21 protein-coding genes are annotated in these 21365 nt (G+C 71.9%); 10 read left to right on the top strand and 11 right to left on the bottom strand.

The window, feature by feature from the left end:
• Positions 1-166: 166 nt before the first annotated feature.
• Both M1P99_RS16545 and M1P99_RS16540 read left to right on the top strand, forming a co-directional pair.
• Positions 167-1471, top strand: a complete 1305-nt coding sequence (locus M1P99_RS16545) for a DNA recombination protein RmuC (RefSeq protein ID WP_304453514.1) — start codon at positions 167-169, stop codon at positions 1469-1471.
• Between the two features lie 214 nt (positions 1472-1685).
• Positions 1686-2255, top strand: a complete 570-nt coding sequence (locus M1P99_RS16540) for a DUF6542 domain-containing protein (RefSeq protein WP_304455721.1) — start codon at positions 1686-1688, stop codon at positions 2253-2255.
• Positions 2256-2342: 87 nt separating this feature from the next.
• Here the strand turns inward: M1P99_RS16540 and M1P99_RS16535 are convergent, their stop codons facing one another.
• From M1P99_RS16535 to M1P99_RS16520, 4 genes are all read right to left on the bottom strand, one after another.
• Positions 2343-2588 (bottom strand): exodeoxyribonuclease VII small subunit, encoded by a 246-nt coding sequence (locus M1P99_RS16535; RefSeq protein ID WP_304453513.1) that lies wholly within the window; start codon positions 2586-2588, stop codon positions 2343-2345.
• Between the two features lie 68 nt (positions 2589-2656).
• Positions 2657-3976, bottom strand: coding sequence for an exodeoxyribonuclease VII large subunit (xseA, locus tag M1P99_RS16530; protein ID WP_304453512.1), 1320 nt, complete (start codon positions 3974-3976; stop codon positions 2657-2659).
• A gap of 97 nt (positions 3977-4073) precedes the next feature.
• Positions 4074-4538: a DUF3060 domain-containing protein gene (locus tag M1P99_RS16525; RefSeq protein ID WP_304453511.1), complete on the bottom strand. Its 465-nt coding sequence runs from the start codon at positions 4536-4538 to the stop codon at positions 4074-4076.
• A 221-nt stretch (positions 4539-4759) separates the two neighbouring features.
• Positions 4760-5470 carry a hypothetical protein gene (locus tag M1P99_RS16520; protein ID WP_304453510.1) on the bottom strand — a complete coding sequence of 237 codons (711 nt, stop codon included), beginning with the start codon at positions 5468-5470 and terminating at the stop codon, positions 4760-4762.
• Positions 5471-5765: 295 nt separating this feature from the next.
• Here M1P99_RS16520 and M1P99_RS16515 point away from each other — a divergent pair, with 295 nt between their 5' ends.
• Positions 5766-6737 (top strand): 4-hydroxy-3-methylbut-2-enyl diphosphate reductase, encoded by a 972-nt coding sequence (locus tag M1P99_RS16515; protein WP_304453509.1) that lies wholly within the window; start codon positions 5766-5768, stop codon positions 6735-6737.
• 114 nt (positions 6738-6851) lie between these two features.
• On the opposite strand, the gene M1P99_RS16510 is transcribed toward M1P99_RS16515, so the two are convergent.
• Both M1P99_RS16510 and M1P99_RS16505 read right to left on the bottom strand, forming a co-directional pair.
• Complete coding sequence (locus tag M1P99_RS16510) at positions 6852-7388, bottom strand: DUF4245 domain-containing protein (RefSeq protein ID WP_304453508.1); 537 nt, start codon at positions 7386-7388, stop codon at positions 6852-6854.
• Positions 7389-7460: 72 nt separating this feature from the next.
• The gene (locus M1P99_RS16505; RefSeq protein WP_304455720.1) at positions 7461-8069 is read right to left on the bottom strand and encodes a TetR/AcrR family transcriptional regulator; all 609 of its coding nucleotides are present in this window, start codon (positions 8067-8069) and stop codon (positions 7461-7463) included.
• A gap of 212 nt (positions 8070-8281) precedes the next feature.
• Here M1P99_RS16505 and glpX point away from each other — a divergent pair, with 212 nt between their 5' ends.
• Positions 8282-9304: a class II fructose-bisphosphatase gene (gene glpX, locus M1P99_RS16500; RefSeq protein WP_304453507.1), complete on the top strand. Its 1023-nt coding sequence runs from the start codon at positions 8282-8284 to the stop codon at positions 9302-9304.
• Positions 9305-9521: 217 nt separating this feature from the next.
• On the top strand, positions 9522-11198 hold the full coding sequence (locus tag M1P99_RS16495; protein WP_304453506.1) for a hypothetical protein: 1677 nt from the start codon (positions 9522-9524) through the stop codon (positions 11196-11198).
• Positions 11199-11336: 138 nt separating this feature from the next.
• Here M1P99_RS16495 and M1P99_RS16490 read toward each other — a convergent pair whose 3' ends face one another.
• Together M1P99_RS16490 and M1P99_RS16485 are read right to left on the bottom strand one after the other, a co-directional pair.
• Positions 11337-12158, bottom strand: coding sequence for an ABC transporter permease (locus M1P99_RS16490; protein WP_304453505.1), 822 nt, complete (start codon positions 12156-12158; stop codon positions 11337-11339).
• A complete protein-coding gene (locus tag M1P99_RS16485) occupies positions 12155-13081 on the bottom strand; it encodes an ABC transporter ATP-binding protein (RefSeq protein WP_304453504.1) in 927 nt (308 codons plus the stop codon). Before M1P99_RS16485 ends, M1P99_RS16490 begins: the two co-directional genes overlap by 4 nt.
• A 489-nt stretch (positions 13082-13570) precedes the next feature.
• On the opposite strand from M1P99_RS16485, the gene M1P99_RS16480 reads away from it, so the two are divergent.
• The 5 genes from M1P99_RS16480 (at position 13571) to M1P99_RS16460 (ending at position 18823) form a co-directional block, all read left to right on the top strand.
• A complete protein-coding gene (locus M1P99_RS16480; RefSeq protein WP_304453503.1) occupies positions 13571-13936 on the top strand; it encodes an RNHCP domain-containing protein in 366 nt (121 codons plus the stop codon).
• Positions 13937-13938: 2 nt separating this feature from the next.
• A complete protein-coding gene (locus M1P99_RS16475) occupies positions 13939-14370 on the top strand; it encodes an RNHCP domain-containing protein (protein ID WP_304453502.1) in 432 nt (143 codons plus the stop codon).
• Positions 14371-14491: 121 nt separating this feature from the next.
• Positions 14492-15082, top strand: a complete 591-nt coding sequence (locus tag M1P99_RS16470; protein ID WP_304455719.1) for a DUF1707 domain-containing protein — start codon at positions 14492-14494, stop codon at positions 15080-15082.
• Between the two features lie 132 nt (positions 15083-15214).
• Entirely contained in the window at positions 15215-16603 is a 1389-nt protein-coding gene (locus tag M1P99_RS16465) for a class II fumarate hydratase (RefSeq protein ID WP_304453501.1), read from the top strand.
• 210 nt (positions 16604-16813) lie between these two features.
• Positions 16814-18823, top strand: coding sequence for a serine/threonine-protein kinase (locus M1P99_RS16460; RefSeq protein ID WP_304453500.1), 2010 nt, complete (start codon positions 16814-16816; stop codon positions 18821-18823).
• 171 nt (positions 18824-18994) lie between these two features.
• Here M1P99_RS16460 and M1P99_RS16455 read toward each other — a convergent pair whose 3' ends face one another.
• Genes M1P99_RS16455 through M1P99_RS16445 form a run of 3 tightly spaced genes read right to left on the bottom strand, consistent with a single transcriptional unit; the run spans position 18995 to position 21069 of the window.
• Entirely contained in the window at positions 18995-19597 is a 603-nt protein-coding gene (locus M1P99_RS16455; protein ID WP_304453499.1) for a transglycosylase family protein, read from the bottom strand.
• A gap of 57 nt (positions 19598-19654) precedes the next feature.
• Positions 19655-20308, bottom strand: a complete 654-nt coding sequence (locus M1P99_RS16450) for a lytic transglycosylase domain-containing protein (RefSeq protein WP_304455718.1) — start codon at positions 20306-20308, stop codon at positions 19655-19657.
• 59 nt (positions 20309-20367) lie between these two features.
• A complete protein-coding gene (locus M1P99_RS16445; protein ID WP_304453498.1) occupies positions 20368-21069 on the bottom strand; it encodes a lytic transglycosylase domain-containing protein in 702 nt (233 codons plus the stop codon).
• Between the last annotated feature and the right edge of the window lie 296 nt (positions 21070-21365).

Below are 21365 nucleotides of genomic sequence, written 5' to 3'. Positions count from 1 at the left end.
TGGCGTGGCGCGGGTCTCCCTACCGACCACTCGGCCGATTCGAAGCTTAAACGAATAACCAACGCGTGGGAAGCACGTCGCACCCGGTGTCCGTTTTGATGGGGCTTCTCCCCACCCTGCGTGGCGAGAGGCCCTCGGGAGCCGCGTACTGACACCATGGAGCGCCATGGACGGCCTCGCACTCGTACTCATGCTCCTGATCGGACTGGCCATCGGCGCGGCCGTGGGATGGATGCTCGCGCGCGGGCGCGACGCCGAGGCACGCGCCGACGCCCGGGCCGCCGAGGAGCGGGCGGCCTACGTCGAGGAGCAGCTCGCCGACCGGTTCCGCGCGCTCTCGGCCCAGGCCCTGGACCAGACCAACCAGCGCTTCCTCGAACTGGCCGAAGGGCGGCTGCGCGCGGTCAGCGCCGCCGCCGACGGCGACCTCGAGGAGCGCCGCCGCGCGGTGGAGCGCATGGTGGAGCCCCTGACCGCGACGCTCAACCGGGTGGAGACGCAGCTGCGCGAGGTCGACGCGGGACGGGCGGCGGCCCACGCGGAGCTGGCCAAGCAGGTCGAGACCGTACGGGAGGGCTCCGAGCGGCTCCGGGACCAGACGCAGTCCCTGGTCACCGCCCTGCGGCGCCCCGAGGCCCGCGGCCGGTGGGGCGAACTCCAGCTGCGCCGGGTGGCGGAGCTGGCGGGGATGAGCGCGCAGTGCGACTTCGAGGAGCAGGCCGCGACCCGGGACGGCTCCCAGCGCCCCGACATGGTGGTGCGCCTGGCGGGCGGCAAGAACATCGTGGTGGACTCCAAGGTTCCCCTGGCCGCCTACCTGGACGCGGTGGAGGCGCGGGCGGAGGACGCCGCGGAGGAGCGGCTGCGCGCGCACGCACGGCAGCTCCGCACGCACGTCGACCAGCTGGCGGGCAAGTCGTACTGGTCCGCGTTCACCCCGGCGCCGGAGTTCGTGGTGCTGTTCATCCCCGGCGAAGCCTTCCTCGCCCCCGCCCTGGAGTACGACCAGGGGCTGCTGGAGCACGCGATGGCCCGGAGGGTGCACATCGCGACCCCCACGACGCTGATCTCCCTGTTGCGCACGGCGCAGTACGCATGGCAGCAGGAGGCCCTGAGCGAGAACGCCCGGGCGGTGTTCGACCTGGGCAAGCAGCTGCACGCCCGGCTGTCGACCCTGGGCGGGCACGTGGAGGGCCTCGGGCGGGCTCTGACGCGCACGGTGAGCGCCTACAACCAGACGGTGGGATCACTGGAGAACCGGGTACTGGTGACGGCACGGAGGTTCCACGAGATCGGTCTGGTGGACGGCGAACTGGACCGGCCCGGCGGGGTGGAGGAACGGCCCCGTACAGCCGCCGCCCCCGAGCTGGCCGAGATGGATGCGACGCCGGTCGACGACTTTCGGCGCGTGGAAAACAGGCCCAATGGTTCGACCCAAAACCCCGAATCCGAAGACGCTCACGGACGGTGACGGACGACCGGTGCCGGGTCCGCATGGGCGGACTGCCCGATTTCCACCAGAACCCCGGCGCCCCATCCCGGTGTCCAAGGGTGAGGAAGGAGTGTTCGGCGCGGAAGGGGTCAAGTAGCCGAAATGACGACACGATCCCCGCAAAAGACGGGGGATCTTCACGAGAAGTGACATACTAAACACCGTGAGTAACAAACTTGGGAGGCGTACGGTCGTGCCTCAGCGCAAGACGGACGGTCCGGCACCCGGACCCGCCCCGTACTTCGTGCGAACGCAGGACCGCGGCCGCAGCGGACCAGCCGCAGGACAACCCACGCGCGCCGACGCGCGCTCGCAGGCGCCTCAGGGTGCGCAGAGGCCGCGCCCGGCCCCGACCCCGTGGCGCCCGCCCCGGTTGACCGGTCGCGGCGGCATCCTGCTCATCATCATCAGCAGCTTCACGGGGACCCTGGTCGCGCACTGGACGGGGACCTCGGCCCCGCCGGGCGTGGCCTTCACCCTGGCCTGCCTGCTGACCGCGGCGCTGGTCCGCCCGACCGACCTGCTGTCACTGTCCGTGAGCCCGCCGATCGCCTTCTTCGCCTCCGTGGTCGCCGCCGAGGCCGTGCTCGCCCTCGGCAACGAGGGGTTCGCGCGCGTGCTGCTGCTGGGGCTGGCGTCCCGCCTCGCCGAGGTCGCTCCGTGGCTGTTCCTCGGGACCGCGCTGGTCCTGGTGATCAGCGTGTTCCGCGGCCTGCCCGGCAACATCCGCGCCCTGGGCGACGAGCTCAACGGCCGCAGGTAGCGGGCGAGCGCCACCGGCCCCGTTTCCGGGCCGCCCTGACGCGCTCGCCGCCGCTCCCCTGCCTCGGGCCGTTCGCAGGCCCCGGCCTCAGAAGGGCGTCTCCTCGTCCTCGGAGGTCTCACCACGGCGCTCGTCCATGGCCGCGGCCATCGTGGCGCGGGCCCCCTCCAACCACTGTTCACACGTCTTGGCCAGCTCCTCGCCCCGCTCCCACAGGGCGAGGGAGTCCTTGAGGCTGAGGCCGCCGGACTCCAACCGGCGGACGACGTCGGTCAGCTCCTCCCTGCACTCCTCATAGCTCTGCTTCGGCTCGGCTGCGCCCTTGTCGGCCATGTCTGCTCCGTCCGTCGGTGGGTGGATGTCCCGGGTGGTGGCGGTGGTCCGGTGGCTGCGCCCGGGGACTACCGCTCGGTGTCGTCGGTGGTGGCGTCGTCGCTGGCGTCCGCGTCGGTGTCACCGCCGGTGCGGGCGTCCGCACCGACATCGGCACCGTCCCCGGCGGGGGTGTCGGCGAGGTGCACGTCCGCCACGGTCGCGGTCAGGCTGTCGCCGGTGAAGCGGATCCGCAGCTCCTCCCCCACGTCGGGTTCGGCGGCCGAGCGCACCACCGACCCGTCCTCGCGCTGCACGATGGCGTAGCCGCGGGCCAGCGTGGTGGCCGGGGACAGCGCGTGCAGGCGGGCCCGGGTGTGGGCGAGGCCGTCGGCCGAGCGGTCGAGCGCCACGGTCAGGCTGCGGCGTGCCCGGTCGCGCAGGTCCACGACCTGCTCGGTGAGCCGGTCGATCTCCCGGACGGGGTCGGCCAGCGCCGGGCGCGAGCGCACGCCCTGCAGCCAGGACAGCTCGCGGTCCACGGCGCCCTGGAGCACGCGGCGTGCCCGGTCGCGGAGCTGGCGGACCAGTTCCATCTGCTCGCCGACGTCGGGGATGGTCTTCTTGGCCGCGTCCGTGGGGGTGGAGGCCCGCACGTCGGCGACGTAGTCCAGCAGCGGCGCGTCCTGTTCGTGGCCGATGGCGCTCACCACGGGCGTGCCCGCCTCCGCGACGGCCCTGACCAGTGCCTCGTCGGAGAAGGGCAGGAGGTCCTCCAGGGAGCCGCCGCCGCGCGCGACGATGATGACGTCCACCTCCGGGCGGGCGTCGAGGTCCTTGAGCGCCTCCATCACCTCGCGCACGGCGCGGTCGCCCTGCACGGCGACGGGGCGCACCTCGAACCGCACGGCGGGCCAGCGGCGCCGCCCGTTCTCCAGGACGTCGCGCTCGGCGGCGGAGTCGCGGCCGCAGACCAGACCGACCGTGGAGGGCAGGAAGGGCAGCGGACGCTTGCGCGCGGCCTCGAACAGGCCCTCGGCGGACAGGGTCCGGCGCAGCTGCTCCAGGCGGGCCAGGAGTTCGCCCAGGCCCACGTGGCGGATCTCCAGGGCCCGCAGCGAGAACGTGCCGCGCACTTCGTAGAAGTCGGGTTTGGCGTGCACGACCACGCGGGCGCCGGCCTCGGGCGGCGGGCTCTGCGCGTCCAGCACGGTGGTCTGGCAGACCACCCGCACGGACACGTTGGCGACGGGGTCGCGCAGCGTGATGTAGGCCATCCGGCCGCGCCGGTTGAGCTCGGCGATCTGGCCCTCGACCCAGATCCGGCCGAGGCGGCCGATCCACTGGCCGACGGCGTTGAGGACGACTCTGACCGGTTGCGGCGCCTCGGCGGAACTCTCCATGCCCATGACACCCGAGCCTAGGCCAGCGGTACGACAGCGCCGCTCACCCGCGCCCCGCCACGCCCGGGGCCGCACCCGTCCGGGCGGTGGGCCCCGGCCGGGCTCAGGACTGCGCGTCGCCCCCGGCGGAGATCTCGTTGCCCGTACCGACGTCGATGATGGAGGGGTCGCCGGTCGCGTGGAGGACGGTGTTGTCGGCGCCCACCACGTTGATGGTGTCGGCGCTGCCCACGTGCACGGTCATGTCACTGCCGAGGACGTTCACCCGCTCGCAGGCGCCGTTGAGGACGACCTCGCCCGTGTTGGCGGTCACGTTGACCGTGCGGCCCTCACAGTCCTCGGTCACGGTGCCGTCGGCGCTGGCGATGGTGAGCGAGCCGTCCCCGTCCACGCTCACGGCCGGGTCGCCGTCGGAGTCGACGGAGACCTCGCCGTCGCCGTTGCCGACACTGACACCGTCCTCGTCCACGGACACCGAACCGTCGCCCCAGGGCAGGTCGACCGAACAGCCGGTCACCCAGAACGCGGCGGCCAGGACGGCTGCGGCGGCCAGAGGTCGCTTCATCATGTGGAGCCCTTCGCACGAGGGGCGCGCGGTACGCCCCGTCAGCAAGCTAGACGACCGGAACGGCCGCGGGGTTCCCCTTGCGCCCTCCGGCGTGCCGCCGCGGGCCGCTTGCTCCACCGGACCGCGTGGGTGCGCCGCGCGCGAGTTTCGAGGGCCCAGACGGGCCGAGCCCCCTCCCGGAGATCGTCCGGGAGGGGGCTCGGTGTGCGTGCCGGGGGCGACTACTCGCCCGACTCCAGCTTCGCGATGCGGTTGTCGTACATCTTGATGAACTCGGGGCGGCCCTGGTGGGCCACCTCGTAGGCGCGCAGGTCACGGACCTGCTCGATGGTGAGCTTGCGCAGCCGGGCGCGGATCGACGGCAGGGTGAGCTCGTCGTAGGTGGGCACGGCCAGGTCCTCGGCCGCCGGGGCGGCGCCCTTGCGCACCTTCTCGAACACCTCGTCGCTGGCGACCTCGGTGTGGGCCTCGGCCACGGCGAGCTCCTCGGCGATCGCCGCACCATCCTTCGCGACGTCCACCGCGGGGGCGGGCTCGGCCGCCTCCTCGGGGGCCTCGACGACCTCCGCCGCCTCGACCGCCTCGGGGTTCGCGGCCGGCGCCCCGTCACCGGCGCTCCCGGCGGAGGGCTTCTCGGCGGAGGTGTCCTCGGCCTCGGGCTTCTCGGCCTTCTTCTCCTCGACCGCCGGCTCGGCAGTGGCCTCAGCGGCCCCGGTGGCCTCGTCCTTCTTCTCGGCGTCCTCCGCCACGGTCGACTCGGTGGGGGCCTCGTCGGGGGTCTGGGCGGGGGACTCGGCCGTGTCGGCCGCCGCGGTCGTGGACGCGGTGTCCTCGTCCTTGGGGGCGGAAACGGTGGCGGTGACCGGCTCCTTTCGGCCGAAGATGCCCTGGACCAGGGTCTTCAGCTTCGTGGCGAGCGTCGGGTTCGACATAGGACGGGGGCTCCTGATGATCTCGGCGGTTGGGCCAGCGGCGCGCTACCAGCAAACCAGGCAAGGCCGAGTTGAGGGCGAACCGCCTATAACAGATGTGATGGTGAACCAGGATAGAGGAGGGAGGAACACCATGAGCAGGGGATAAGTGAACGATTTCGCCACGTCGAAGTGGAACCGCATACTTCCTGTCACGCTTCCGTGACCCTTGCCGCAGATACGCCCGAAATGCCCACTTCAGTGCCCTCCCCCACACCCGCACACCGGACCGTTCATCGCACCTAGGATGTAACACATGACTGCGACGACGACTGCGACGAATCAACGCCGTGTGCTACTCGCCAACCCCCGGGGCTACTGCGCCGGTGTCGACCGTGCGGTCATCACCGTCGAGAAGGCCCTGGAGCAGTACGGCGCGCCGATCTATGTGCGCAAGCAGATCGTGCACAACACGCACGTGGTGCGCACCCTGGAGGAACGCGGGGCGATCTTCGTCGAGGAGACCGAGGAGGTGCCCGAGGGCGCCATCGTCGTCTTCTCCGCCCACGGGGTCTCCCCCGCCGTGCACGAGCAGGCCGAACGGCGCCAGCTCAAGACGATCGACGCGACCTGCCCGCTGGTGACCAAGGTGCACAAGGAAGCCAAGCGCTTCGCCTCAGAGGACCGCGACATCATCCTCATCGGCCACATCGGCCACGAGGAGGTCGAGGGCACCAGTGGTGAGGCCCCCGAGCACATCCAGATCGTCGAGAGCCCCGACGAGGTGGACAAGGTCGAGGTCCGCGACCCCGACAACGTCTCGTGGCTCTCCCAGACGACGCTCTCGGTGGACGAGACCACCCAGACCGTCGACGCCCTGCGCCAGAAGTTCCCGAACCTGCTCGACCCGCCCAGCGACGACATCTGCTACGCCACGTCCAACCGCCAGGACGCGGTGAAGGAGATGGCGCCGGAGTGCGAGCTGGTCATCGTGGTCGGCTCCGACAACTCCTCCAACTCGGTCCGCCTGGTGGAGGTCGCCCTGGACGCCGGCGCCGACGCCGCCCACCTGATCGACAACGCCTCCCTCATGGAGGACGCCTGGTTGGAGGGCGTGACCACGGTCGGCGTGACCAGCGGCGCGTCCGTGCCGGACATCCTGGTCCGCGAGCTCCTCGACAAGCTGGCCGGGCACGGGTACGGCTCCGTCAGCCCGGTCACCACCGCCGACGAGACCCTGACCTTCTCGCTGCCCAAGGAACTGCGCCGCGACCTGCGCGCGGAGTAGCGCCGCGGCACACCGGACACGGAGGGACCCGCGCGGAGCAGTTCGGCGCGCGGGTCCCCCGCCCGTGTCCGCCGTGTCACCCGGGTACCGCCCGCCCGGATCAGCGGGCGGCGGTCACTCGGAGCCGGCCGGGTCCGTCTCCAGGCCGCCGGCCAGGTGGGCGAGCTCGTCCACCTCGGCGCTTCCGGCCACCACCAGGGTCACGTCCTCGCCCCGCGACACCAGGGCGCCCCAGTCCTCGGAGTCGTAGTGCTCCCACTCCCGGCCGCCCACGGCGACCGTGCCGACCGGTTCGGCGTCCTCGATGCTCTCGGCCACCACGGAGGCCGGATCGCCATCGCTCTGGATGAGCCGGGCGTGGCTGTCCGCGGCGGTGGCGAATCCCACGCTCCACTGCACGGGACCGCTCACGTCGAGGGTGGAGCTGGTGGGCGTCCACCCCTGCTCGACGAGGTCCTCGGCGGGAACCGTCACCGGGTAGTCCGCCGCCTCGCGCAGGACGTCGGCGTCGGGGCGGTAGTTCACGGAGGGGATGTGCTCGCCCCTGCGCGTGGAGACCACGAACGCCATGGCCAGCAGGATCGCGACGAGGATCCCGAGGGAGATGGCGTAGTTCTTGAAGGTGGCGTTGGACCGGCTGTACTCACTCATGACGGTTACCAGCTTGCCGCAGGTCCGCGACCCCTCTGATCCGGGGTGCCGCTACCGGTCCCGGGGGCGCGTTCAGGACCGGCGCTCGAACTGCGAGAGCAGCGCCGTGATGTCGTCGGCGAGCTTGTAGGCGTCGGCGTCGTCGCGCCGCACCACCTCGGCCACGGCCAGGAGCATGGCCCCGCTCACCACGATGAGCAGCGCCTCGTCCACGGGCTCGTCGGCCTTGCGGAACAGGGCCACGTTGCGGTCGCTCCACTGGGTGAGCCGGGCGCGGAGCTGGTAGTCGAAGCCGGGAGGGCCGTCGCCGCTGAAGAACAGCCGCGCGGTGTCGCGCTCCTCGATGCTGCCGAGCAGGTAGGCACGGGCGGCGATGTTCATCAGCCGTGTGGGATCGCTCTCACCCTCGGCCCGCGCGTCCACCACCGCCTGGTGGGTGCGCTCCTGCTGGCGCTGCTGGAACTCCTCGTACAGCGCGAGGTAGAGGTCGGCCTTGCCGGTGAAGTGGTGGTACAGGCTGCCGACACTCGCACCGGCGACCGAGACGACCTCGCTCACGCCCGCCTTGGCGAAGCCCACGGTGCGGAACACCTGGGCGGCCGCCCTGAGCAGAGCACTGCGTGTGGCGGCTCCGCGCGGCGAGACCCGCACGGCCTTCTCCGGCCTGTCCGTCTTGTCCACTGTCACGCCCTCACTCCGGTCCGGGTCAGGCCAGGGTAGACCGTCACCGCCACCACGTGCCCGCTCCGGGTGGCACCCAAGGGCGCCGACCACCGCTCGGGGCCGGACGGGGTGTGACACCCCGGGCGACCCGTGCCAGTCGGGGAACACGTCGGGTGACTACCCTAAGACGTGTACCCCCGCCCTGATCCCTGATGGAAGGTGTCACCTCCATGTCGCAGTCCGCGAGCTCCACCGCGCAGTCCTCGGCGCCCGACAGAAACCTCGCGTTGGAGCTGGTCCGCGTCACCGAGACCGCAGCGCTCGCGGCGGCCCGGTGGGTCGGCAAGGGCGACAAGATCGGTGCCGACGGGGCGGCCGTGCGCGGCATGCGGCACATGATCAGCACCGTGTCCATGAACGGCACCGTGGTGATCGGCGAGGGCGAGAAGGACAACGCCCCGATGCTCTACAACGGTGAGAACGTGGGCGACGGCGGGGGCCAGGGCTGGGACGTGGCCGTCGACCCGATCGACGGCACCACGCTGACCGCCATGGGCATGCCCAACGCGATCGCCGTCATCGCGATGAGCCCGCGCAACACGATGTTCGACCCCTCCGCGGTCTTCTACATGGAGAAGCTGGCCGCGGGCCCCGAGGCAGCCGACGTCGTGGACATCGCCGCGCCGGTCGCCGACAACATCCGGGCGGTGGCCCGTGCCAAGGGCAAGTCCCCCCAGGACGTCACGGTCGTCATCCTGGACCGTCCCCGCCACAAGCAGATCGTGCAGGACGTCCGCGACGCGGGCGCCCGGATCAAGTTCATCAGCGACGGCGACGTGGCCGGCGCGATCATGGCGGCCCGTGCGGGTACCGGCGTGGACCTGCTGCTGGGCATCGGCGGCACCCCGGAGGGCATCATCACCGCCTGCGCGATGAAGTGCCTGGGCGGCGTCATCCAGGGACGGCTGTGGCCCAAGGACGAGGACGAGCGCGCCCAGGCCCTCGCGGCCGGGCACGACCTGGGCCGGGTGCTGCACACCGACGACCTCGTCTCCTCCGAGGACGTGTTCTTCGCCGCGACCGGCATCACCGACGGGGAGCTGGTCGGAGGCGTGCGCTACGAGGCCTCGCGGGTCATCACCGACTCCCTGGTCATGCGCGGGCGCAGCGGCACCGTCCGCGAGGTGCGCAGCGAGCACCGCCTGAGCAAGTTGGCGGCCTACAGCGGCGTGGACCTGACCTCCGCTCCCTGACCCCGCCCCGGTGGATCGCGTCTCGGCACGGCCGGAACCCGGGGTCCGGCCGTGCCGACGCGTCCGGGCCGAGCCGGACGCGCGGCCCGACCCGCCCGTCCGAGCCGGGCACGTCCGCACGACCGGCAACGGGTGCGAACCACACCGGGGTGACCCTGCATCAGAACCCACGTCGACCCCGCGCCCACGCGCACCGTAATTCCCCGTCGGAGGCACGATGTCCTACCCAGATCCCCCACAGCAGCCCCAGTGGCAGCCGCAGCAGCCCGGGCAGCCTGGGCAACCTGGACAGGGCTACCCCCCTCCGTACGGCGCCGCCCCGGGACAGCAGTACCCCCCTCAGCACCAGCAGCCCCCGTACCCGCAGCACGGCGCGCCCGGCGGCGGCGCGCCCGGCGGTCCGCCCTACGGGGGCCAGTACTCGGGCGGTCAGATGCCGCCCTCGGGCGGCGGCCGCCGCAACCGCTGGCTGATCCCCGCCGCCGCGGGCGTGGCCGTCGTGGTCATGGCGGGTACCGTCTGGGCGACGGTGTCCCTGGTGGACTTCGGCGGGCCGCAGCCCGAGACCGTCCTGCCCGGCAACGCGATCGCGTTCGGCAAGGTCGACCTGGCCATCGACGGCTCCCAGGCCATCGAACTGCTCCAGTTCGTCGACCGCCTGCCCCAGGAGATGCTCGAGGAGATGGGTGAGCCCGACGGCGACACCTCCTCGATGATGGCCGAGGGCTTCGTCGAGGCCTTCCCCGAGGCGGACCAGGCCGACGTGGAGGAGTGGATCGGCCAGGGCGTCGGCGGCGCGGTGTGGCCGACCGACGACGAGGAGGCGGCCGAGGGCGCCGGTGTCACCGGCGCGATCGCCCTGTCGGTGACCGACGGGGCCCTCGCGGAGGAACAGCTCAGCACCCTGGCGAGCCAGAACGACGACCTCGCCTTCGAGATCGTGGACGACTTCGCGCTGATGTCGTACAGCGAGGCCGCGATCGCCGACCTGAACCGCCAGGTGGAGGACTACGGCCCCCTGGACGAGAGCGACACCTTCTCCGGCGACCTGGCCGACGTGCCCGGCGGTAGCGTGGCGGTCGGCTGGACGGACCTGGGCGGCCTGATGGCGGTCGAGGAGATCGCGCGGGACATCGAGTCCGAACTGCCCTCGGGCTCGGGAGCGTTGTCGGGCCGGGCGACCGCGTCCGTGCGGATCGACGGCGACTACCTCGAGGCGCGGATGGACGTGTTCGGCTTCGAGGTGGACCAGGCGGACCTGTCCTGGCTCGCGGAGTCCCCGGGCGCGAGCGTGGGGGCGATGGGCGACCTGCCCGAGAACACCGTCATGGCGTTCGGCGGCACCGGCCTGGACCAGGCCGTCACCAGCGCCTACGAGGACGGGATCCCCTTCCTCAGCCGCGGCGAGCAGACCGAGATGGAGCAGGAGCTCAACGCCATGGGCGTGCCGGTGCCGGACAGCTTCAGCGGTCTGCTGGGCACGTCCACGGCGTTCGGCGCCACCGATATGGACTTCTCCCCCGGAGGCTCCGACGAGGCGGCCTTCGAGTACCGCGCGGTCGGCGGCGAGGAGCAGGTGCTGAACACCCTCATCGAGGAGATGGCCGGCCCCTACGCCACCTCGGCTCCGCAGGTGCGCACCGACGGCGACACCGTGGTGGTCTCGAACGGCTCGGGCGGTGGGCGCCTGGCCGACGACGAGGTGTTCCAGCAGACCATGCAGGAGATGGACGACGCCGTCCTGGCCGGATACGTCGACCTGCGGCAGGCCGTCCCCGCCGAGGAGGTCAGCGCCCCGGACGAGTGGGGCGCGGTGGGCGTGGCGCTCAGCGTCACCGACGGGGGCGAGCGCGCGAGCTTCGAGCTGCGCTGGGCACCCAGCGGCGGCGAGTAGCCGCGAACAGACGGCGGTGGCGCGGGAGGGTCTCCTCCCGCGCCACCGCCGCGTTCGGGCCCCGGTCGGGCCCCGTGGGCCGGGGCACGGTCGGGGGTGTCCGGCCAGGACCCCGCGCGCGGCCCCGCGGACCCCGGGTCAGCTGACGACGCGGCGACGCATCTGGAAGCCCGCCAGGAACCACATCAGGACGATGAAGGCCACCAGCACGGCGACGTGGCCCAGCGCCGTCCCGGGCTCCAGACCGCCGAAGACCACCCCGCGAATGAGCTCCACGGCGTGGTAGAGCGGGTTGACCATGGCCGCCGACTGCACCCAGTCGGGCAGCTCGGTCAACGGGAAGAAGGTCCCCGCCACGAGGAACAGCGGTGTGAACAGGCCGCTGAAGACGTAGTCCATCGACCGAACCGACGAGATGACCGCCGAGATCCAGATGCCGAACAGCGCGAAGGCGAAGCCCGCCAGGAACGCGATGAACGGCACGAGGAGCATGCCGGGACCGGGCCGCAGCCCGAAGCCGATGGCGACGAGCAACGGCACGCAGCCGTAGACGCCGGAACGCATGGCCAGCCACAGCGCCTCGCCCGTGACCAGTTCGCGCACGTCGATCGGGGTGGCGAGGATGCCCTCGTACGTGTGCAGGAAGCGGCGCTTGATGAAGGTGTTGATGACGGCGGGCATCATCGACTGGAACATGACCGACACCGCCACGATGCCGGTGCCGAGGAAGTCGATGTAGCTGTAGCCGGCGAGCGTGCCGATGAGGGCGCCCATGCCGAAGCCGAAGCACAGCAGGTACAGCGTCGGCTCCACCACCGCGGCGAAGGTGGTCGCCCGCCAGGACTGGCCGTACAGGATCCACTCGCGCGCGACCACGCCCATGACGGCGTCGGCCTCGAACCGTCCGGGACGCGCGTGGATCTCCGGCCGGGCGTCCTCCCTGGTCTGTCGCAGGGTCATTCCACACTCTCCCCGGTCAGGGTCACGAACACGTCCTCCAGGTTGCTGGCGCGCCGCAGTGGCGTGGCCAGCCGGTCCCGGAGCGACTCGGGCAGTTCTTCGGCGCGCAGGACCGACACGGTCGTGCCGGTGCGCCGGGTGGTGAAGCCGTGGCCGCGGATGAGGGATTCGAGGGCGTCGATGCCGTCCTCCCCCGGTTCGTACTCCTCCACGGTCGCCCCCGCGTACTTGGCGACGAGGTCGGCGGGGGTGCCGCGCTCCACGACCCGGCCGGCCGCCATCAGGGCCACCTCGTCGGAGAGCCGTTCGGCCTCCTCGATGTAGTGCGTGGACATCAGCACGGTGACGCCCTCGGCGCGCAGGGCGTTGATGACGCCCCACAGGTCCTGGCGGACCTGCGGGTCCAGGCCGACCGTGGGTTCGTCCATGAGGACGAGTTCCGGCCGGTGCAGGAGGGCTCGGACGATGAGGAGCCGACGGCGCATTCCGCCGGAGAGGTCGTCCACGAGGGTGTCGCCGCGGTCGCCGAGCTGGGCCAGGCGCATGGCGCGCGCGATGGCCTCGCGGCGCTGCCGGCGGGGGACGCGGTAGAGGAAGGAGAACATCCGCAGGTTCTGCTCGACGGTGAGTTCCTCGTCGAGGTTGTCGTGCTGGGGGACGACTCCCATGCGGGCGCGCGCCCACTTCGACTCGGCGGGGATCTCGTGGCCGAGGATGCGGATCTCGCCCTCGTCGGCCAGGCTCTGGGCGGTGAGCATCTTCATCGTGGTGGACTTGCCCGCGCCGTTGGGGCCGAGCAGGCCGAGGACGACGCCTTGGGGGACGTCGAGGTCCAGACCGTCGACCGCGGTCAGTGAACCGAAGCGCTTGACGACGCCGCGTAGCAGGAGCGCTGGGACGGCTGTGGAGTCACGGGGGCCCATGGACGCGCTCCCAGGCACACTCCGGCCCGGATCAGATGAGGTCATGAGGCCACGGTGGCAAACTCGCGGGTGAATATCCAGCGAGTTTCCGGCCCGCGGGAGGGCGCGAAGGGCGGCGGCGGGCGGGCAGGCGGCCGGTCCCACGATCTCCGGTCGCCACCGGGAGCAGGCGGACCACCCCTCCCGTACCGGCGCGCCGGGCACGGACCCCTCCGCGCTCCCGCCGGGCGCGAAAAATCCGTTGCGCGGGGAACCGGACCCTTCCTAGGATCGGCCGAACCACGACGACCCGCCCGGGCGCGCACCAGCCGACCGGGGCCACAGGAGGATGTTGATGACCCGGATCGCGCCGAGCGCGCTTGACCACCGTGCGGGCTGCTCCCGTCCCCGGCCGCTCACGGCCCGCTGACGGACACGCCCCGCCCCACCGTCGAAACCGCTCGGCCTGCTCCTGCTGCCCGATACCGATGTCCAGCAAGGAGTTCCCGGGTGTCCACCACCGAACCCAGCCCCGTCCTGCGCACCACCACCTTCACCTGCGTGCGCTGCGGGCTGACCACCTCCGTCCTCGACCCCGAGGGCGCTCGACGCGACCACTGCCCCAGCTGCCTGAGTTCGCGCCACGTCGTCGACCAGGTCGAGGGCGGTGCCGCCGACTGCGGCGGCCGCATGGTCCCGATCTCCATCGCCGTTCCGCGCGGCGGGGCGTGGCGTCTCATCCACCGCTGCACCATGTGCGACGAGCTGTCGGAGAGCGCCGTCTGCGCGGACGACAACCACCTCGTGCTGATGCGCCTGGCCGTACGGCCGCTCGCCGAACCGCCCTTCCCGCTCGACCTGTTCGGGGAGGTGTGAGCATGGGTCGGCGCAACACGCGCGGCCGACGGCGCACCCAGCGCCCGAAGACCGTCCTGCACGCCCACGGCGAGGCCGGCCGGTCCGGGTCGTTCCGCTGTGTGCGGTGCCGTCTGGAGGTCCCCGCCGACGCGCCGGGGACCGCGCACCGCAACCACTGCCCGCACTGCCTGGCCAGCCTGCACGTGGACCGTCGGAGACCCGGCGACCGCGCCGCGGACTGCCGGGGGCGCATGGACGCGGTGAGCATCTCGGCGCGGCCGGACGGGGAGTGGATGATCATCCACCGCTGCACGCGCTGCGGCGGGCTCAGTGCCAACCGGGTCGCGGGCGATGACAACGCCAGGGCGCTGGTGCGGATGGCGGTCCGCCCGCTGGCCGCCACCCGGCCCTCGGCCACCGCCGTCGCCCGGCGGGTGCTGATCGATCTGTGACGCGGGTGGGCCCGGCGCCCGGGCCCACCCGTCGCCCGCCATCGTCCGTGCGGCCAACCGGCACCGGGACGACGGACATGAGGGAAGGGTTGCTCTAGTGTTGACCGACGTGAGTGAGGAACTGTCCCCCGCCAGGCTCCGTGCCTCCGACGCCGACCGTGAACGGGTCCTGAAGGTGCTGCGCGAGGCCACCGCGGACGGCCGTTTGGACCTGGAGGAGTTCGAGGAGCGTTCCGCACTCGTGCAGGAGGCCCGGACCCTGGGCGAACTGCCCGGCGTGACCGCCGACCTCGTCCCCGCCGACCAGCAGCCCATCCGGCTCGACTCCCAGCCCGTGATCGGGCTGTTCGGACGCGTCGCCCGCCGCGGCCGCTGGGTGGCCATGCCCGGTGAGCTGGTCGCGGCCTTCGCCGGCCGCGTCGACGTCGACATGCGCGAAGCCCTCCTGCTGCGCAACCACCACCGGATCGTCGTCCACGCGTTCCTCGGCCGGGTCGAGATCGACGTCCCCGAGGGTGTCGAGGTGCGGATGACCGGTTGGAGCTTCCTCGGTCGGCGCTCCACCAACGCGCAGCGGTCCGAGCTTCCGAGCCCGCCCGTCATGGAGGTCGACGGGTTCAGCGTGTTCGGGGTCGTGCGCGTGCGGGCGCCCCGGCGGCGGCGCTTCCTCGGCCTGGGCCGGCGCCGCCCCCAACGCGGTATCAGCTCCTGATCACGTGTGTCCCCACCTGCGCGGATGTCAACATGACGCGTGCAACACCACCAACTCAGGGTGAGTGACGCCGTCCTTCTGTGCGTCTGGCAGGCTTGTCTCACAGGTTTTCCCAGGAGAGATGGGCCAGCGATGAGTGAGTTCCGTATCGAGCACGACTCGATGGGTGAGGTCAGGGTTCCCGCCGAGGCCAAGTGGCGGGCCCAGACCCAGCGTGCCGTCGAGAACTTCCCGATCTCGGGCCAGGGCCTGGAGGGCGCCCACATCGCCGCTCTCGGCCAGATCAAGGCCGCCGCCGCCAAGGTGAACGCCGAACTGGGCGTCATCACGGACGAGTTCGGCAAGGCGATCCGCGACGCGGCCCTGGAGGTCGCCGACGGCAAGTGGAACGACGAGTTCCCGATCGACGTCTTCCAGACCGGTTCGGGCACCTCCAGCAACATGAACACCAACGAGGTCGTGGCGACCGTCGCCAAGGAGCGCACCGGTCTGGAGGTGCACCCCAACGACCACGTCAACGCCTCGCAATCCTCCAACGACGTGTTCCCGTCGTCCATCCACATCGCCGCCACCTCGGCCGTGCAGAACGAGCTGATCCCCGCGCTGCGCCACCTGGAGGGCGAGCTCACCCGCAAGTCCGTCGAGTTCGCGTCCGTCGTCAAGAGCGGCCGCACCCACCTGATGGACGCCACCCCGGTCACCCTCGGCCAGGAGTTCGCCGGGTTCGCCGCGCAGGTCCGCTACGGGGTCGAGCGTCTGGAGGCCGTCCTGCCGCGCGTGGCCGAACTGCCCCTCGGCGGCACCGCCGTCGGCACCGGCATCAACACCCCCGAGGGCTTCGCCTCGCGGGTCATCGCCGAGATCGCCGCGAACACCGGCCTGCCGCTGACCGAGGCCCGCGACCACTTCGAGGCCCAGGGCGCCCGCGACGGGCTCGTCGAGCTCTCCGGCCAGCTCCGGACGATCGCGGTCGGCTACTGCAAGATCGCCAACGACATCCGCTGGATGGGTTCGGGCCCGACCACCGGTCTGACCGAGGTCTTCCTCCCCGACCTGCAGCCGGGCTCCTCGATCATGCCGGGCAAGGTCAACCCGGTCCTGTGCGAGGCCATGCTCCAGGTCTCCTCCCAGGTCGTGGGCAACGACGCCGCCGTCGCCTTCGGCGGGGCCAGCGGCAACTTCGAGCTCAACGTGCAGCTGCCGATGATCGCCCGCAACGTGCTGGAGTCCATCCGCCTGCTGGCCAACGTCTCCCGCCTGTTCGCCGACCGCTGCGTGGCCGGGATCGAGGCCAACGAGGAGCAGTGCCGCACCTACGCGGAGTCCTCCCCCTCGATCGTCACGCCGCTCAACCGCTACATCGGCTACGAGGAGGCCGCCAAGGTCGCCAAGCAGTCGCTGGCCGAGCGCAAGACGATCCGCCAGGTCGTGCTGGAGCGCGGCTACGTCAAGGACGGCAAGCTCACCGAGGAGCAGCTGGACGCCGCACTCGACGTGCTGAAGATGACCAACTCCCAGTAGTCGGCACCGCGGTGATCGGTGAGGGGCACCCCGCTGCGGCGGGGTGCCCCTCCCGTCTGCGCACGGCCGCCGCGGCCCCGGGTCGCGGTTCGGTTCCGCTCCCGCACCGTCCGGAACCTTTGGCCCGGGGTGGACGTCGGACAGTCGTACCAGTACATCTGGTTCCGAACCCCTTGCACCGGAGAGCAGCCCGCCTCGAGAGGGCAGTACATGTCGAGCAACAGCGACAGCGAACACATCGTCGCGGACCGCTACGTCCTGCGCCGTGAACTGGGACGCGGCGGCATGGGTGTCGTCTGGGAGGCCTTCGACCCCTCTCTCGACCGCGTCGTCGCGATCAAGCAGGTGCTCCTCCCCGACCACTTCACCGACGAGGAACGCTCGGACGCGCACGCCCGTGTGCGCCGGGAGGCCCAGTCGGCGGCGCGGATCTCCCATCCGAGCGTCATCACCATCCACGACGTCTTCCAGTCCGGGGGCGACCCGTGGGTCGTGATGGAGCTCGTCGAGGGCGGGTCGCTCCAGGAGGCGCTCGACGCGCACGGCCCGCTGGACCTGGGGACCGCGGCGACGGTCGCCGAGTCGCTGCTCAGGGCCGTCAGAGCGGCCGACGCCGCCGGAGTCCTGCACCGCGACATCAAGCCCGGCAACATCATGATGTCCTCGGACGGGCGGGTCGTCCTCACCGACTTCGGGATCGCCACCATGGAGGGCGGTCCGAGCATCACCCGCACGGGCGCGCTGATCGGCTCACCCGAGTACATGCCGCCCGAACGGCTGGAGGGCGGACCGGCCGAGCACCGGGGCGACCTGTGGAGCATCGGGGTGACCCTCTTCGCGGCGGTCGAGGGCACCTCGCCGTTCCGCCGGGACAGCATCACCGCGGCGATCGCCGCGGTGATGGCCGCGGAGCTGCCCCCGATGACGGGCGCGGGGTGGCTGACCCCGGTGATCGAGGGTCTCCTGGAACGCGACCCCGACCGGCGACTCACCACCGGGCAGGCGCTCGACCTGCTGCGCGAGCGCCGCGACGGCGCCGGGGCCGGTGACGGCACGACCGGCTCCGGGGTCGGCCCGGACATCGCGGGTCCGGCGGCGGCCGGAGCCGCCGCGGGTGCGGCGGGCACTGTGTCGGCCGGTACGGGCGGTACCGGCGGATACGGCGGCGGCCCCTACACGTCACCCGGCGGCGGCCACACCGCCCCCAGCGGAGGCTACGCGTCCCCGAGCGGCGGGTACCGGCCAGCGGCGGCCACACGGCCCTCCGGTGTCCCAGGCCCTGCGCCGGGCCCCGGGGGCGGACCCCAGGGCCCGTCCGCCCCCTTCCCCGGACCTGGACGCCCACCGGCCTACGGGCACGCGGCCGGGCACGGCGGCGGGCCCGTGACGGGCGTGGGCCACGCATCCGGCGGATACCCGTCCGCCGGTCACCCGGGAGGCGGACCGCCCACCGGACACCTCCGCCCGGGCGGGGTCGGCGGGGGCTCGGGCTCGACGTCCCGGGTCCTGTTCGGCGTCGGCGCGGGCGCGGTCGCGCTGCTGCTCATCGCCGTCGTCGCGGTCATGGTGGCGGTGAGCCGCACCGGCGGCTCCGGCCAGCCCGCCGAACCGGCTCCCGAGGCCGGCGGTCCCGCCGGGGGTGAGGCCGAGCCGGGCGAGCGGGGCACCGGCGCCACCGGGAGCCCCGTGACCGGCGACGACGACACCGATGGCGACGGCGGGGGCCGGCCGCCCTACGACTCCCTGGAGACCTTCGACTCCGACTGGTTCTCCGTGGGCCACCCGCGGGGGTGGTACGTCGACGACTCCGACATCGACAACACCATCGTGGCGATCCTGGCCGAGGGCGGGAACCACCAGGTGTGGGTCTCGGGGTGGACCGAGGAGGAGTTCACCGGCACGAGCGCGGAGTTCCTGCGCGAGACGGACGGCGGCACCAACACCGGCGGCGAGACCATGCCCGGCTACACGCAGCTGGACCTGGCGGAGGTCGACGACCACGACCTGGGCGAGGGCTGGGACGTGGCGCGCGTCGAGGCGGAGTTCACCAACGACTCGTGGACCACGCAGGAGCGCCGGTTCTGGTCCTACGCCATGAGCACGGACTACCAGGGCGACCGCGCCTTCTACCTCATGAGTGTGAACGTCCCGGTCTCGGACGCCGACTTCTACGCCGATCTGCCCGAGGAGGTCTTCGAGACGTTCTCGCCGAACCTCTGACCCCGTACGACGGCGGCGGCCCCCGTTCCGCAGTGGGAACGGGGGCCGCCGTGTTCGTCCGCGTCCGGCCGCCCGAGGGTGGGCCGTCGCCGTTCGGGTGGCTTCGCGTCCGGGACGCGCGCGGTGCCAGGAGACGGGTCCACGACCCGCCCCGGACACGACGCGGAACGGTCAGTCGAACAGGTGCACGCCGCAGTGGGGCCACTGGCTCTGCCAGTTGCCGCCCACGGCGTTGTAGAGCTGCTGGGCGCGCTGGGTCTGCTCCTCGGAACTGGCCTCCGACGGCAGGCCGGTGCCGCCCACGGACTGCCACGTGGTGGTGCTGAACTGGTAGAGGCCGTAGTAGCCGCCGGCGGAGTTGACCGCGGTGGGGTCGCCGCCCGACTCGCACTGGGCGAGGGCGGGCCAGTTGAGCCCCGCGGCGTCTCCACCGCCGACCGGCGGTGTGCCGGTGCCCTCCTCCGGCTCCTCCTCTTCCGGCTCCTCCGGCGCGACGGCGGTGCCCTCGACCTGAGCGGTACGGCTGCCCTCGCCCAGAGCGGCGTCGCGCTCCCCGGCGGAGGCCTCGCGGAGGGCGGCCAGTTCGTCCTCGGTCAACTGCTCCGAGGCGGCGAAGAACTCGTCACCGTTGTCGGCTTCGGGTGCGGCCTCCTCGACCGCGGCACCGGCCGCGACATCCGGGTCGACCGTTTCCTCCGCGAACGCGGAGGCGGCGAACGTCGCGCCCGCGACGAGCGTCGCCGCGGCGACCGCCGCCGTACTGCGCAGCGACATGCGATTGAGTAACACGATTGCCTTTCCCAAGAGGGGGTATCGGGCAGGCAGGCCGGGTCAGTACCAGCCCACCGACTGCGAGTGCGACCAGGCGTCGCAGGGGGTGCCGTAGCGGCCCTTGATGTAGTCGATCCCCCAGGCGATCTGCGTGGCGGGATTGGTCCGCCAGTCGTCGCCGTGGGAGGACATCTTGCTTCCCGGCAGGGACTGCGGAATACCGTAGGCGCCCGAACTCGGGTTCTCAGCCGTGTGGTTCCAGTTGGACTCCTTCTCCCAGAGCGGCTCCAGGCAGCCCGAGAACTGGTCGGAGCTCCACCCCTCGGCCAGCACCAGCTCCAGGGCGATCTCCTTGGCCGAACCGGCGGGAACGGAGGGGGTCTCGGTCTCCTCTTCCTCCTCCACCTCCTCCTCGATGGCGGGGCCCTCGCCCTGGGCGGTGACCCTGCCCTCGCCGAGGGCGGCGTCACGCTGCCCGGCGGCCTCCTCCCGGAGGGCGGCGAGCTCGTCTTCGGTCAGCTGCTTCGAGTCCGCGAAGAACTCCGCCTCGGTGTCGGGGTCGGGTTCGGAGGGGGTGGGCTGCCCGGCCCCTTCGACGGCGGCACTGGCCACGGCCTCCGGGTCGACCGATTCCTCCGCGAACGCGGAGACGGCGAACGTCGCGCCCGCGACGAGCGTCGCCGCACCGACGGCCGCCGTACTGCGCAGCGACATGCGGTTGAGTAGCACGATTGCCTTTCCCAAGAGGGGGGTATTGGGCAGGGAAAGCCCTATTAATACCAGTTGTTGGTTTGTGAGTGGGACCAAGCGCCGCACGGATCCCCGTAGCGGCCCTTGATGTAGTCGATCCCCCAGGCGATCTGCGTGGCGGGATTGGTCCGCCAGTCGTCGCCGTGGGAGGACATCTTGCTTCCCGGCAGGGACTGCGGAATTCCGTAGGCGCCCGAACTCGGGTTCTCAGCCGTGTGGTTCCAGTTGGACTCCTTCTCCCAGAGCGGCTCCAGGCAGCCGGAGAACTGGTCGGAGCTCCACCCCTCGGCCAGCACCAGCTCCAGGGCGATCTCCTTGGCCGAACCGGCGGGAACCGGCGCCGCGGATCCGGACGGACCCGACGCGCCCGCGGAGGAGTCCTCGCTCTCGGCGGGCTCGGGCTCCGGTTCGGGTTCGGGGACGTCCTCGCCCTCACCGCTGGAGGACTGCACGGCCTCGGCCGTCGCGGCCTCGGCGGCGCTGCGGGACTCCTCGCGCGCGGCCGCCAGGTCCTCCTCGGACCGGGTGGGCGCTGCCGCGAAGAAGTCGTCCTCGGCGGCCTCGGCGTCGGGGGTCGTCGGGGCCGCGACGACGGCGGAGGCCACCTGCCCGGGGTCGGCATCGCCGGTCCGGGCGAAGGCCGCCACGCTGAAGGTGGTTCCGGCGACGAGCGTCGCGGCGCCGATGGCACCGGCATGACGCAGTGAGATCCGATGGAGTAGCAAGATCGCCCTTTCGCGCGTTGACGCTCACGGACGGAGGGCCCGTGGGTGTTGTTCGCCGCTCTCCGCGTGGCCCGGGGTGGCGCGCGGTGGGAAGGGCCATGCCGTTCGACCGTCCGTGCTCGGGGCTCCCACACGGTTGGGGGTGCTCTGTGCAGCGGATTCAGCCTGCATCATCGTCACGGCCAAGTAACGCCATATTTACTATGTCTTGGATCACATCACGGAATGTGCCCATCTTTCGGGCCTTTGACCTGCGGAGTATCACGAAGAGTCAAGAGAGGGTCAACTCGTCAGGT

This window comes from Nocardiopsis sp. YSL2 (assembly GCF_030555055.1).
Taxonomy (GTDB): Bacteria; Actinomycetota; Actinomycetes; order Streptosporangiales; family Streptosporangiaceae; genus Nocardiopsis.
The sequence above is the reverse complement of the archived record's forward strand: the minus strand, read 5'-3'. Positions and strand labels throughout refer to the sequence as shown.